The sequence below is a fragment of the Pseudobdellovibrionaceae bacterium genome, assembly GCA_020635075.1.
Taxonomy (GTDB): Bacteria; Bdellovibrionota; Bdellovibrionia; order Bdellovibrionales; family UBA1609; genus JADZEO01.
This window is the reverse complement of record JACKAM010000002.1, coordinates 551671-565466: the sequence shown is the minus strand read 5'-3', so window position 1 is coordinate 565466 and position 13796 is coordinate 551671. Positions and strand designations below refer to the sequence as shown.

General features: G+C 49.5%; 12 protein-coding genes. 5 read left to right on the top strand and 7 right to left on the bottom strand.

From position 1 onward, the window contains the following. Nucleotides 1-30: 30 nt before the first annotated feature. Entirely contained in the window at nucleotides 31-1185 is a 1155-nt protein-coding gene (locus H6624_12330; GenBank protein ID MCB9085130.1) for a class I SAM-dependent rRNA methyltransferase, read from the bottom strand. A 255-nt stretch (nucleotides 1186-1440) separates the two neighbouring features. Here H6624_12330 and H6624_12325 point away from each other — a divergent pair, with 255 nt between their 5' ends. Then, nucleotides 1441-2043, top strand: coding sequence for a hypothetical protein (locus tag H6624_12325; protein MCB9085129.1), 603 nt, complete (start codon nucleotides 1441-1443; stop codon nucleotides 2041-2043). Nucleotides 2044-2071: 28 nt separating this feature from the next. Here the strand turns inward: H6624_12325 and H6624_12320 are convergent, their stop codons facing one another. After that, on the bottom strand, nucleotides 2072-3874 hold the full coding sequence (locus H6624_12320) for a FecR domain-containing protein (GenBank protein MCB9085128.1): 1803 nt from the start codon (nucleotides 3872-3874) through the stop codon (nucleotides 2072-2074). 68 nt (nucleotides 3875-3942) lie between these two features. Next, nucleotides 3943-4458 carry a hypothetical protein gene (locus H6624_12315; GenBank protein MCB9085127.1) on the bottom strand — a complete coding sequence of 172 codons (516 nt, stop codon included), beginning with the start codon at nucleotides 4456-4458 and terminating at the stop codon, nucleotides 3943-3945. A 112-nt stretch (nucleotides 4459-4570) separates the two neighbouring features. Between H6624_12315 and H6624_12310 the strand changes: the two genes are divergently transcribed. After that, the gene (locus H6624_12310; protein MCB9085126.1) at nucleotides 4571-5350 is read left to right on the top strand and encodes a nitroreductase family protein; all 780 of its coding nucleotides are present in this window, start codon (nucleotides 4571-4573) and stop codon (nucleotides 5348-5350) included. Here H6624_12310 and H6624_12305 read toward each other — a convergent pair. The 4 genes from H6624_12305 to H6624_12290 form a co-directional block, all read right to left on the bottom strand. Then, the gene (locus H6624_12305) at nucleotides 5347-6012 is read right to left on the bottom strand and encodes an ABC transporter ATP-binding protein (protein MCB9085125.1); all 666 of its coding nucleotides are present in this window, start codon (nucleotides 6010-6012) and stop codon (nucleotides 5347-5349) included. The two genes, H6624_12310 and H6624_12305, sit on opposite strands and share 4 nt — an antisense overlap. Nucleotides 6013-6024: 12 nt before the next feature. Beyond that, entirely contained in the window at nucleotides 6025-7269 is a 1245-nt protein-coding gene (locus H6624_12300) for an ABC transporter permease (protein ID MCB9085124.1), read from the bottom strand. A 15-nt stretch (nucleotides 7270-7284) separates the two neighbouring features. Then, nucleotides 7285-8070, bottom strand: a complete 786-nt coding sequence (locus tag H6624_12295) for an efflux RND transporter periplasmic adaptor subunit (protein ID MCB9085123.1) — start codon at nucleotides 8068-8070, stop codon at nucleotides 7285-7287. An 81-nt stretch (nucleotides 8071-8151) separates the two neighbouring features. Continuing rightward, complete coding sequence (locus H6624_12290; protein ID MCB9085122.1) at nucleotides 8152-8616, bottom strand: DMT family transporter; 465 nt, start codon at nucleotides 8614-8616, stop codon at nucleotides 8152-8154. Nucleotides 8617-8669: 53 nt separating this feature from the next. Between H6624_12290 and H6624_12285 the strand changes: the two genes are divergently transcribed. From H6624_12285 to H6624_12275, 3 genes are all read left to right on the top strand, one after another. Further along, nucleotides 8670-10127, top strand: coding sequence for an FAD binding domain-containing protein (locus tag H6624_12285; GenBank protein MCB9085121.1), 1458 nt, complete (start codon nucleotides 8670-8672; stop codon nucleotides 10125-10127). Further along, nucleotides 10124-12460 (top strand): molybdopterin-dependent oxidoreductase, encoded by a 2337-nt coding sequence (locus H6624_12280; protein ID MCB9085120.1) that lies wholly within the window; start codon nucleotides 10124-10126, stop codon nucleotides 12458-12460. Before H6624_12285 ends, H6624_12280 begins: the two co-directional genes overlap by 4 nt. A 67-nt stretch (nucleotides 12461-12527) precedes the next feature. Further along, nucleotides 12528-13781, top strand: coding sequence for a hypothetical protein (locus tag H6624_12275; protein ID MCB9085119.1), 1254 nt, complete (start codon nucleotides 12528-12530; stop codon nucleotides 13779-13781). The last annotated feature ends 15 nt before the right edge of the window (nucleotides 13782-13796 follow it).

The following is a 13796-nucleotide window of genomic DNA, read 5'->3' as shown; positions in this document are numbered from 1 at the left end:
ACCAGCAGGTCTACAGATGGAGAAGTCGCCTTAATTGAGTGCCAGGTGAGCAAACTTCAAATAGCGGAGCTCGGGACAGATATGAGGGAATGGATGATCGGATCCCTGTCCAGAAATCCGCAGAACCTGTCCGCGTCTTCGAGCCTTTGACAGCGACTCATTAATAATCGCAAAGAAATCATCAAACGAGATATGGCTGGAGCAAGAGCTCAGGACCAGATGTCCGCCCGAGGTCACTTTCTTTGCGGCCAGAGAGAACAACTCCTGGTACTTGTTGATGGCTTGGGGTTTTTGTTTTTCTGAGTGGGCCATTGAGGGGGGATCAACGATCACGCAATCCCAGGTTTGCGATTGATCAAGGAGAAATTCAAATACATCAGCGACGATGGCTTGATGGGACTCTGGTGTCAGTTGATTCAGTGACCAATTTCGCTCTGCAAGTTCAATGGCTCCCGGAGAAATGTCGACGCTGGTGACTGACTCAGCACCACCGAGTCCGGCGGCAATGGAAAAGCCCCCAGAGTAGCTAAAAAGGTTCACGACACTGAGTTCGCGTGAAAAGCTTCTCACATAATGTCGGTTCTCTCTTTGATCTAAAAAGAAACCGGTCTTCTGGCCTTCAATGACGTTTACAATGTATTGGCAGTTGTTTTCCCTTACCTCAATCTCGGGCGATGAGAGTTGACCTGCTAATACAATGTGGGTCTCTTTGCTCCCAGAGCGGAATTTTTCGACAATCGTTTTGGCTGGTGTATTCTCAACAAGCCAGCCGCAGAGCTGGTCCCGATTCCAAAATTCTCCAGGGCCCTTACCGTCAAACTGAATGACGGCGGTATCGTCGTAAAGATCGCACACCAGCCCCGGGAGGAGGTCACCCTCACCATTAAACAAGCGAACACAGTTGGTCGACTCATTCAGAAGAGGAAATCTGAGGTCCAGCGCCCTTTGAAATCGCCTTTGCCAAAAGGAGTCTTGGGGAGGTTTTCTCTCCAAAGACAGCACCCGCACCGCAAGGGGTGAGTGGGGGTCGCAAAGAACCCAGGCCAGTGGCTCCCCCTTGGAGTCCGCCAATTGAGCGAGCTGGGCATTGGGCAAAGAAGGCAATGATTTTAAAGCCTTAGCGTAGATCCACGGGTGCCCTCTAAGGATTTCTCTGCGTAGGTTCTTTGCGAGCTGAATTTTCATGATCATCCTTTACCAATAATTGCACCTATTTACGAGCAATTCCCATTCCAGCTCCATTGAGGCGAGGTTTGAGGCCCCCGGCCGATTGTTTAAGCCTTGGACGCGAGAGGGACATTCTTGCGCCTTGGGAAAGATGTCCCGTTTCAGGGGCCACGAGGAAGGGTACAGGCCGGGCATAGGGGTTGAAATAGGTGCATCTATATAGATGGAGATAAATCCGGCGTTCTCACGTGCGCCCAAGGGAGAGGTATTAAAATGAACAGAATCAGTGTGATCCGACTATTGATGGGCCTAGGCTTGTTGGCCGCAACATTTGCAGCCCAGGCAATTGAATCCAGGGAAATCAAAACTCCGTACACCGACATGAGCAGTTTTTTTATGGATGCACCCTGCAAATTCGATTCGAGCAGCAGTTCAGGCAGAGAAGCCTGGTTGGCCAAATTCGGTGACGATCAGCAAAAAGTGAAGACCTTGATTGATAAGCTCAAGGGGCCAGCCGAAGAGCTGGGCCTGAATCCAAATGACCGTTGCCGAGTGAACTTTGTCACTACGACGATTGCAAAAGTTGGAGGTTTGGGCAAGTTCACGGAAGAGGCCTATCAGGCAATTTACGCCAAAGTCCTGATTAAATACCGGGATCACCTTAAGGCTACACAGCCGGAATCATTCTTCGCTGGATTGTCAGATGACTACATCACACAAAAAGGCAATGAAATGAAAAAGGACGCATCAGCTTTAGCCAAGATTCTCAATACCCAAAGAGAAAAAGAGATTGGTGGCACCGGACAGGGGCAGAGCATATTCAGCTACGATGTGATTATTGATAATCGCTACCGGGGAACCGAAGCCCAAAAATAAGCGCCGGTGGTGAATCCTCCTCGACTCCTTAGAGTGAGGAGGAAAGTCTCACCAGATATCCCGTTGCGGCGTCTTCATTGTTTGAAATTTTATCCGGCATAAAGTGCCATGCCCCAAACATGACCTGATGTTTGGGGTTGAGTTTCCATTGATAGAGTAAATCAAATTCTTGGCCGATGGTGGCGCCATTTTCTGTGTCAATCGACTGGCGAACAAAGCCTGTGGCAGACCTCTCTTTAGAGGAAACATAGTCGGCTGCAACAAGATGATTGTCACTAATTTGCCATTGGATAAAGAGTCGATACTGATCCAAATTTGCACGACTGCTCACCAGACCGCTGAGACCAAGTCTGTAGTAGTCTTCAAAGACAGGTATATAATTGCGGCCCGCGCTGGAGAGGCGGCCGCCGACACGAAAAGGTTTGGTGCCAGATGGGTAAAACCCGAATTCCAATTCACCCATTCCGTCTTGAACGGATCCTTTACTTCCACTAGCATCAACGTGCCGAACATGATCCTGATAAAGGATAGAGGCCTTCAGATCTGATCGGCTCCACCGATGTTTGGTGTACAAGCCCACATTTACAATCTCGTGCCCAAAGGCATAGGGAGATTTTCCACTGTGATGACTGCCGAAATTGGTATGGGCAAGGTAAATGCTGCCGGAATCATCAGGGAGGGAAAAGTTCACGCCAAGGATCGAAACCTGAGTATGCCCATCCAGGGGTTCAGACTCTTCATGAGCATCTGTGGCCACAAAGTCCACCTTCCAGCCAGCGAGAGAGCCAAGAGCTCGCAATCCCAGATGGGTGATCGGCTCAGGAGACCAATCTCTGGCCGAAAACAAGACGCCGTCATTCCATTCCACGCTCTGATATCCCAGCCGCCATTTCCATTGGTTCCAGGGGGATTCAAAATAGGCCTCAGCAGCAGTCAGGGTGGTTCGGTTGTTGCCAGTCAAAGAGGGAAAATCATCAATCTGGGTTTGAGTGTTGGTCTGGTAAATATTAACCAAGGGCATTAGGTAAAATCTTGTCGATTTACCATACTGAAGGATGGGGCGCAGGTGAGCACGAAAACAATTGAGATCATCAGAGACTTGATCATTAAAGTCGGAGTTTGAACTACTACAGTAGTGAAGCGTGGACGAAGCTCCCCAAAATAACAAGGATTCACCCAACTGTTGGATCCCAGGCTTTGCATCATAGTCAAGAGAGACGGCTGGTCGTTCCGGCTCAAAAGAGGTGTCCGCCACCCACTGTGCGACCAGAAAATCGGAATTGGGGTCAAGGCTTGGGGACTCGCCGGTGCGTAAATTGAGCCCCTGCCCTTCGTTGACCTGGATTGCTGTTCCATCTTCTAGGGTGGCTTCAACTTGTCCTTCAAGGGTGCAAATCGTCTGCCCACTTTCATCACTGTGGGTAAAGAACTCAGTTCCGCGTACACCAACTACGGCAGTCTCAATCTTGTATTGATACTTTTTTGCTTGATCTGACTTGATAAGGGCCCGAATTTTTCCGTAGGAGACATCAATCGTGCTAGGCTTACCTCCACCAGACCCCAGCGATCCAACCTTCAGCCGGCTGCGTTGACTCAGCCACAGTTTGGATTCGCCTTCGGATAAGAGAACTCGGGCAGAGCGTCCAGTTATAATCAAATCATCTGATTGAAGTTCTGTATTGAGTGTCGCCGGAGAGGTGGTGTCACCTCGCTTAAGTTCAACCGTTCCTCTTATTTTCGCAATTGTCCAGGCAGGAGCCTGCTGTTCGTGGAGCAGCAGGGCGCCAATCGCTGTAGCAATAATGAGTAGCAATCGTCTAGTGAAGATCAACTCCAACCCCCCTTTGTGATATAGGCTATTGTAATCGGGATTGGAGAGACCTCAAGGATTTCCTGAACCTATTGGGCCTTAGCTAAGCCAAAAACTCCAAGATAAACATGGTCGGGGATACAGTCACCCCAGCTGCACATTTCGCTCTCATAGTAAAGTTCGGTGGTGCCTTTGAGCTGAATGCCCTGAGTGGTCACCGTCGCGAGCGGAGAATAGACCACGGCGGCACCAATGTCGTTCTCAGTTAATCCCCGAATCGGTAAAGACATATAGACAACCATCTTTGCCGGGTTGCTGGTCCCTTCACGGAAGGTTCCCTTTAATACAGCGGAAAAAACCGGTCCTGAAGAATCAACGCTAGAATAGGAGCATTGAGAACTCCAGGTGTTTTTAAGTACCAGCTCGGCGGACACGGTGTTGCCATTGGCGAAAAAGTCGGCATAGGCTTTTTCCGCATACCATTTTTCGACCGTCGGCTGTCCAAACTCAACAGAGATCTTTTGTGGACAGGATCTTGTTGCTAAGCCCAGGGCCAATGGGGCTTGGATAAGTGCTGCCAAAATAATTAGGATTCCAGCTTTCATTTTTTTCCTCCCTCGGGTAAACGAGGGCACTGTGCCTGAACTCTCACCCAAGGGGTAGAGAAGAGCCCCGATTGAAGAAATTTCCTTTTTAACCGGGATAAAAGGAGAGGACATGACTGAAGTGAACAAGGATCTGGATCTCCAGTTTGATCCGCAGTTTTCCAATGATGGTAAAGACTTGGTTGAAGCAGACAGTTTTGAGCGACTGGTTGCGGCACGGAGAAGTGTGCGTCGTTACGAGGCCGATCCCATTCCGGATGACGTCGTTGAGAAATGCCTAGATTTAGCTTTGAAAGCGCCCAACTCCTCCAATCTTCAACCCTGGGAGTTTTATTGGGTAAAGACACCTGAGAAGCGAGATGAGTTGGCCCGCAATTGTTTTTCTCAGCCGGCAGCGGCCACAGCTCCGACCCTCATTGTCGCTGTTGCTCGGATCGATACCTATAAGGCCAATGCCAAACAAATGGTGGAGGTGTTTGAGAAATCCTCTGTGCCAGTGCCAAAGCCGGCCATCGATTATTATAAGAAGCTGGTGCCCATGGCCTACACCCTTGGTCCGTTATCCATTTGGGGCAGGCTGCGGGCATTAGGAATGTGGGGGATCAGTTTATTTCGGCCAATTCCTGCCTTGCCGGCGAATCGTGATCAACTCTTCACCTGGGCGGTAAAAACAACGGCATTGGCTTGTGAAAATTTGATGCTGGCATTTCGTGCTTACGGTTTTGACACCTGTCCGATGGAGGGTATCGATCCTCGGCGAATCAAAAAACTGCTCAAGTTACCTCGTGGGGCTGAAGTCGTAATGGTGATCAGCGCAGGCAAGAGAGCTGCTGGCGGGGTCTATGGTCCACGCATTCGTTTTGATCGTGAGCAGTTTATCAAAAGGGTTTAATGGTTAGGGACCACCTGTCCGTCGATCATATGAATCTCTCGGTCGGCAATAGCGGAATAGTCTGGTTCGTGGGTGACAAGAATAACGGTCGTTCCATTAGTCTTATTCCGGTCCTTAAGGATGTCCATGACCATTTGTCCGTTGGTGGTATCCAGGTTACCCGTCGGCTCGTCAGCAAATAGGTAACGGGGATTCATAATCAAAGAGCGGGCAATGGCCACCCGCTGTTGCTGTCCGCCACTCATTTGGGAAGGCAGCTTGTCGGCCTGATCAAATATATCAAAGTCTCTGAGTAAATCATGGGCTCTATCTCGGAGCTCCTCATGTTGCCCGATGTTTCTCGGTCCTAGGAGGATATTTTCTATGGCCGATAATTCAGGGAGAAGGTAGTGAAACTGGAAAATAAACCCGACATGGAGGTTTCGAAATGAGTGAAGGTTTGTATCATTTAGGGTGGCGATATTCATGCCATCTACATGGACCTCGCCCCTAGTGGGACTGTCGAGAGTACTCAAAATATAGAGCAGAGTACTTTTTCCTGAACCGGATTTTCCGGAAATCGAGACGAACTCACCGTCTTGGATGTTCACATTTATCTCATGTAGAACCCGATGAGGAGGATCGCCGAATTCCTTTATGATATTTTTTCCGAGAATTGGCACGGTCAGGGTCTCCTACAAATTAGCGCGAATAATATCAAGAGGCGTGAGCTTTGCGGCATGGCGGGCGGGAATAATGCTTGCGACGGCGGCCGCTACCTGAGCAGCAACAAATGCGGTCAAGTAGATGTCCCAGTCGTAGGAAATCAGCAGGGTGGTACCCTTGCCAATTTCAAATCCCAAGTCGATGCTACCAATAATTAAACAGGCACCAAGACCAATGATTAACCCTGCGCCGCCGCCCAGAAGGCCAAGCATTGAGCCTTGGATCATGAAAAGCTGAAGGATTTTGTCAGGTGCGTAGCCAATACTTCTGAGGATGGCGATCTCTTTTTGCTTCTGGCTGATCATGATACTGAGAACATTGTAAATACCAAAGGCGGCAACGATCAAAATGGCCCCAGTGATGATATATCTCATGATGTCTTGAATATTAATTAACTGCATAAAGCTGGCGTTGGCCTCTTCCCAACCTTGAACATCGTCCCCTGTGTAAAGGGACCACTTCTCAGCCAGGGGTGTTGACAGTTCAATATCGTCAAGGGCTACAGATATCTCGCTGACTCGCCCGGGGGAGTGGTTCAAAGCCTGGGCATCGGTGATATGTGCAAGAATCATCGAGTCATCGATTTGCTTATTACCCAAGTGGATCTCACCAATAACCTTAAAGGGCAGGGCCTCTCCCAGTCCGGTTGAGACGCGAATAGTTTCTCCGACAGTCGCGCCAATCTTTTTTAGCACGCCCGACCCCAAGATGAGTTTTTTCCCACCACTGGTTAAACCCTGAAGACTCCCCGAGCGCATATAGTCGGCAATGCTGGTGACCTTTATATGCTTTTCGGGAATAATGCCGGTCAGACCAACATTGGCACGTAGGCCACCGCGGGCTACGATCGCATTAATCGACAGCCGAGGAGCGTAGGCAACAACGTGAGGCTCCTGATCCAGTCTTTCGAACCAGCCATGAGGGTTTTCCAGGCGAGATTCATCCCGCTTTCCCGACGGAGCCACAATCCACTTAATGAAACTTTCCGCGGAGTAAAAGCGCTCGCGTAGCTCGCCTTCCTCGATATCCCTCTCGCTGCCTTTGATGAGGATGTGAGCTGTGTTGTTGAGAAGTTGTTCAGAGATGTAGTTACGCATTCCCAGTTGCATACCAGCAATAATCACATAAATGCCTGTTCCGAATGCAACGCCCAGGAAGATCAGGGTTGTTTGCTTTTTTCGGGAAAGCATTTGTCTGAGAGCCAAAAACCACACGTGACCATTTCTCCCTTATTGTACCGACCTCTTCATCATCACTTTGTCGTTGTCCTTTATATCGCCCTCAATAATTTCAGCCCACTTGCCGTCGATGCCTCCGACTTTCACAGGGATTTTTGTTTTATCGCCCTGCCGCAATACGGTGACGTGGCCGTTGATCAGTGAACTGATAGGTACGAGTAATACATCTTGATTGGTGCCGACTGTAATCGAAACGTCGGCCGTCATCCCGGGGAGAACATTTTCCATCAATCCTTCGACTTCAATGTGGGCGAGGAACTCATCATTCTTTGGGTAAAGCGCTTTGACTTGTCCGCGCAGCTTGTCCCCACGCAGGCTTTCAAAAATCACATCAGCAGCCTGACCCTTACGGACGCGAAGCGCTCCTTGCTGTTCCAGGGACACCTCGATGTAACGATCGGAGAGGTCCTTTACGGTCATGATGGCCATTTGTGGAGCAACGGCTTCCGCCACGTCGGCTCCAAGAAAGGTAACGGTGCCGTCGATTGGGGAGTTGAACATTAGCGACTCAGAGAAGCGAATAAGAGGTTGTCCCTTGTGAACCACGTCGCCCTCACGAGCATAGATCTTTTCAACCGTGCTCATTACGCCAATTTTAACGTCGTACTTCTTGTAGGTCTTGACCTTTCCGAGGCCGTAAATGGCTTCGGTGATATCTCCCCTCTTTGGTTGTACGAATTCATAGGCATTCTTGCCTCTGAATAACCAACCGGCAGTTGCCAATCCGCCAACAATCACCAAACCGATGAATATCCAGATCCATTTTCCACCGAACAAAGCTTCCCCCTTTGCCTAACTTCTCAACGGGCTAAAATATCACGTCGGTGGATTTGTAGCCAAACCAATGCAACGCAATATTTAATTGGTTACATTGGAAGAACGCAGAATCAGAATGGCGCCAGCCAGAACCAGGGCAATGCCTATCCACATTCCGGTTCCCGGCAACCCATGGCCACGCAAACTGTCCCAAAGAATACTCACAATGAGTTGGGTGGCAATGACCAGAGAAAATGTCAATCCAGCCCCCAAGTGCATAATCGACCATGGGACGAGCAGTACAATCAAGAAGCCGAACAACCCTGGCCACAGTTGCCACAACTGTAGGCTACGAAACGACCCTGCGCCCATTTGCTCCGGGAGGGACAAGATGCCAAACCGGGCCAGGGCCCAAAGAGTCGTAGCCAGGACCAAAAACACAAGGGCGTTTAATAGCACTGCCGAGAGTAAGCCCATTTGGTCTGCAGAGGCCCGGTTAAGGCCACCTTGCAGGACAATTGAGACGCCGGTCATGATGGGTAAAATCAGGTAGATCCACATGTCCAAACGATAACCGAATACCAGTTGTAATGAAAGTACTTCTGTGGGAGCAATTTAATATGGCTTGTTCGGCAGATCGCAACCTTGTTACCTTTTATCTCAATGGTGTTCGCCATGAGGTTGGTGGCGGCAACGCGTTTTTGAACCTGGCCCAGTTTCTTCGTTATCAGGTTGGCCTGGAGGGGACAAAAATCGTTTGTGCTGAGGGGGACTGTGGTGCCTGTACGGTCTTGGTAAGTGCCTATCGCGGCGGGAACTGGTCCGAATTTAAGGCGGTCAACTCCTGCATCGCTCCCGTCTATTTGTTTGATCTTTGCTCCATCGTGACAGTTGAGGGTTTGGCACATAACGGAGACTTGAGTGACGTCCAGGAGAAGATGATGGTCCATCACGGTGGACAGTGCGGATACTGCACACCGGGGATTGTTTGTTCATTGGGCCATTTGGCCGAAACTAGCCAGCGACAGGGAAAAAAGATTGATCGTCGGCGGGCGCAAAACTACCTGACAGGGAACTTGTGTCGATGCACGGGCTATGAGCCGATTCTTAAGGCGGCGGAGGCCATCGATCTCACTCAGTGGGTTCCATTGAGTCTTCGCTATCAGGGAGACGAAATGATAGAGCGCTTTCGCTATTTGGATAGGCAAAGCGTGGAAATTGATTTGGCTGATAAAAAACTGTGGATCCCAACGACCATTGAGGGGGTCATTGACATCAAGCAGGACCGCCCTCATGTCCGGCTGGTCTCAGGTGCGACTGATCTGGGAGTTATCCATAACAAGGGTAGGCAGTATTTAGATGAGGCCATTGTTCTTAATCGCATTCCGGAGCTGACCGATTTTCAGGTGCGAGACGATGGGGTGTGGATCGGTTCGATGGTTGATCTGTCGACGACGGAGCGGGAACTCGAGGCCGTCATCCCAGAAATGAGCCGTCTTTTGCGCATATTTGCTTCTCCGCAAATCAAGAATCAGGGAACCCTGGTTGGCAATGTTCTCAATGGCTCACCGATTGGTGATTCTATCCCGGGGCTAATGGTCCTAGAGGCTCGGTTGTGCCTGATATCTGCGGAAGGTGAGAGGTGGGTGAGTCTTGGGGATTTCTATAAGGGCTATAAAAAAATGGATATTCGCCCTGAGGAGATTTGCACGGGTATCATGATCCCAAAGCCAGGAAAAGAATGGAAGGCCAAGTTTTTCAAGGTGTCGCTGAGAAAGGATTTGGATATTTCATCGGTGACATTCGCCGGATTGTTCAAAATCAATGATTCTAGGATTCTTGAGGCACGTATTGCTCTTGGTGGCGTGGGACCAATGGTCGTGCGTCTTTCGCAGTTGGAAAATGAGTTGGCGGGGGAGAGTTTTTCTCTCTCAAGTTTTGAGCAGGTTGGAAAACAAGCGAGTCTAAAAATAAAGCCAATTTCTGATTTGCGGGCGTCCGAAAGTTACCGAAGGCGGGTAACGGAAAATCTGTTTGTGAAATGTTTTACCGAACTTAAGCAAGAGGTCATGGAATGAGTCTTGGTCAGAACATTCCCCATGATTCCGCTAGAAGTCACGTCACTGGCGAAAGTGTTTTTATCGATGATCGACCAAGACATCAGGGGGAGCTTTTGGTCCTCCCAGTCGGAGTCCCTGCCCCATCAGGAAGACTGAAGTCATATGATGTTTCCTCAGCTCTAAGGGTTCCCGGAATTCGCGGCTTTTGCTCGGCGAAACATTTGTCCCATAACAGATGGGGAAGCATTGTTGAAGATCAACCCATTTTGGTTGATGAGGAGATCGGCTACTTCGGAGAGCCAGCAGTCTTATTGGTGGGTGAAACTCATGAGGCTTTAGATCGCGCAGGCAGGCTTGTGCAATTTGATATTGAACAGACAGACCCTATCCTGAAATTGGATCAGGCTATTGAACAGAGACGATTTCTGTACACGGCAAATCCCTTTGTCAGTGGTAATGTGGATCAAGCATTTGCTGATGCCGCTCATCATCTGAGTGGCGTGTTCGAGTGCGGAGGGCAGGACCACTTTTATTTGGAGTCTCAGGCGAGTGTGGCTTATCCGCAGGAGGGTGGTCAGATTGAAGTTCATGCCAGTTCCCAACACCCAGCAGAAACCCAAAGGGTGGTGGCAGAGGCTTTGGGACTTAGCCATCATCAAGTGGTTTGTGTAGTGAAGCGAATGGGTGGAGCCTTCGGTGGCAAGGAAAGCCAAGCGGCCCCTTTTGCTGCTATGGCGGCCTTGGTGGCCAAGATCTTTCAGGAACCGGCCAGGGTTGTGTTGTCTAAAGATGATGACATGAAGATGACAGGGAAGAGGCATCCCTTCAAAAACCACTACCAGGTGGCGTTTGATCAAGAGGGTCGGATTCTGGGCCTTAAAGCGAAGCTCTATGCAGATGGCGGGGCCTACCTGGATTTATCACCTTCGATATTGGACAGAGCCCTTTTTCATATCGATGGCGCCTATTTTTTGGAAAATGTCCACCTGGAGGGTTTTGTCTGTTGTACCAATACACCATCCAACACAGCTTTTCGTGGATTTGGTGGACCTCAGGGATTGATGACTATTGAGAGTATATGTGAGGATATCGCAATATTTTTGGGTAGTGATGCTCTAGAGATTCGGCGACTCAACTGTTATGGGGTTGATGAACGCAACCGCACTCACTATGGTCAAATTGTGACAAATAACATTCTTCCAGATTTGTTTAAGTCTATTGCAGACAAGTGCCACTATCGAAAGCGCCGCCAGGAGATTGATCAGTTCAATCAAAATTCAGTGGGTAAGGTTCGAGGTCTTTCTGTTACAGCCACCAAGTTTGGTATTGCTTTCACTTCGCGGTTTCTGAATCAGGGTAATGCTTTGGTGAACGTTCACCTGGATGGTAGTGTTCAGGTCTCGACAGGCGCGACCGAGATGGGCCAGGGGGTTAACACTAAGATTAAACAGATTGTCGCCCATTCTTTTGGCCTTGATCCTTGTCGGGTGAATGTGATGGCAACGTCAACGGAAAAAAATGCCAACACCTCACCCACAGCAGCATCCAGTGGCTCAGACATAAATGGGGCTGCCGCCCTGCTTGCCTGTGAGAAGATTTTGGATCGTCTTTGTTGGCTTTATCAAAATATTCTCGCCGGAACACCGATTAGTGAAAACCATGAGTGCCCCCCTTTCGATAGCAAGGCCTTGCGACGGGCGGACTTCGAATTTCGTGAGGGTCACATCGTTCATGTGCCTTCCAAAAAGGATATGAAGTGGGAGGAGCTCGTCCGTCTGGCCTATCGTAATCGACTCTCTCTTAATGATTACGCCCACTACAAGACCGAGGGTCTCGCCTTTGACAAGGCCAAGTCCAAAGGGAAGGCATTTGCCTATTACACAACCGGCGTGGCGGCGAGTGAAGTCGAGGTTGACGAGTGGACGGGCCAGGTGAAGGTATTAAGAACGGATATTCTCATGGACTTGGGAAGACCGATCAATCCTGGTATTGACGAAGGACAGGTGACGGGAGCCTTTGTTCAGGGAATGGGATGGGTGACGACCGAGTGCCTCAAGACCAGCGAAAAGGGAGAGTTGCTGACGCACTCACCGACGACCTATAAGATTCCCAATGTTCAGGATGTGCCAAGGGAGTTTAATGTGGAGTTGATTCCCAGTGATTCGAACACTCAGAACGTAGCTCGCTCCAAAGCGGTTGGAGAGCCACCCTTCCTGTTGAGCGCATCGGTATGGACGGCAGTCAAAGACGCCCTTCGTTACCGTCATGGGAAGAATGTTTTGCCCCTGAGATCTCCAGCCACTCCGGAGGAGATCTTGATGGTGCACCTTTCCGCCAGCGAAAATCAGTAAGCTTTTCTTGATTCCCAAATTCCTTGTTACCTATGATTGGACTGACTTGTAATTTTTGGGGGTATCCATGATTCGCGCCATCCTTGGCATTTCTCTAGTTCTATTGTGTATCAGCTTTCCAGTTATTGCCAATGCGGTAATTGAACCAGTTTTGGGACCACAGCGCCTAGGGGTGGTCCTCATTGACTTCGATCGCGATCCAAATCGCCCCTCGCCTCGGGTGATAGAGGAGGCCATTTTTCACGCCACTTACTCGGTTAGTAACTTCATCCAAGAGTCTTCTTATGGTCTGACCCATCTGGAGGGCCGGGCTCTGGGTTGGTACGATTACCCTGACTCGGAGAAGTGTGAGATTTCCGATACGGACCTGTTTGAGTTTTTGTCTCCTCACTTTCGTTTTTCTGATTATGATCGATTTCTTGTCCTCTACTACAATCAACCAGAAAAGTGTCACTTCCTGGGTCACTCGACGTTTGGCAAAGAGTCTTATGAAACCCCTCAAGGACGCATTCATGTGAGTCTGTCATTTGCGGCCCTTGCCAACCGATTTGTTCATCCTCAGCTTCCCTACCAGAATCTTACAGGAATCACTTCATCCGTTATTGCTCATGAATTGGGACATGGCCTTGGTATCCGCGGACACGGCAATTTGTTTGACTGTGGAAATCAAACTCTGTCGGCGAGCTCAAAGGGGTGTAAGCAGGAAGGAATTGCCGATATGTTCCAGATTATGGGGGGTGAGGGTTTTTATAAATCGGCTCTTCACCATGCGGCCTGCCATAAGGAGTATTTGGGTTGGATGGCAGGAAGAATGGAAGAAATTCACTCGGATGAGATCCGGCCGGGAGAGGAAAGGCGATTTGTCATTGCGCCCTATGAAGACGGAAGGGGAACGGTGGCGCTAAAGATCTCCTTGGCGGCATCAATTCCAATCGTCAACCAGGTGACTATCTCTGCTCTCTATGTGGAGAATCGAACGAGCCGAGGGTTTAATCGAAGATTAAGTGAGCTGGAAGCCAATTTGGCCAAACACTACAACAAGATCACCAGTACGAAATCGAAAGTTTTGCCGAGCGTGGACCCGTCTGGTGTTCAAGTACGTGGAGGATTTTTTCTGAACGGGCGCTGCGTGACCACTTATCTTTTAGATTCCCGGCCGAACAGTCTCCAGTACGATGTTCACGAGTACTCACTCTATGATTCACTTGATGGCTTCGTGAACCCTGGTGATGGGATATTTGACCCAAACAACAATATCAAGATCGAGGCTGTGACCACTCGCCCGGATTTCTCAGTAGAAGTATCGGTACGAAAACTCTAGCCCACTTTTTTGACC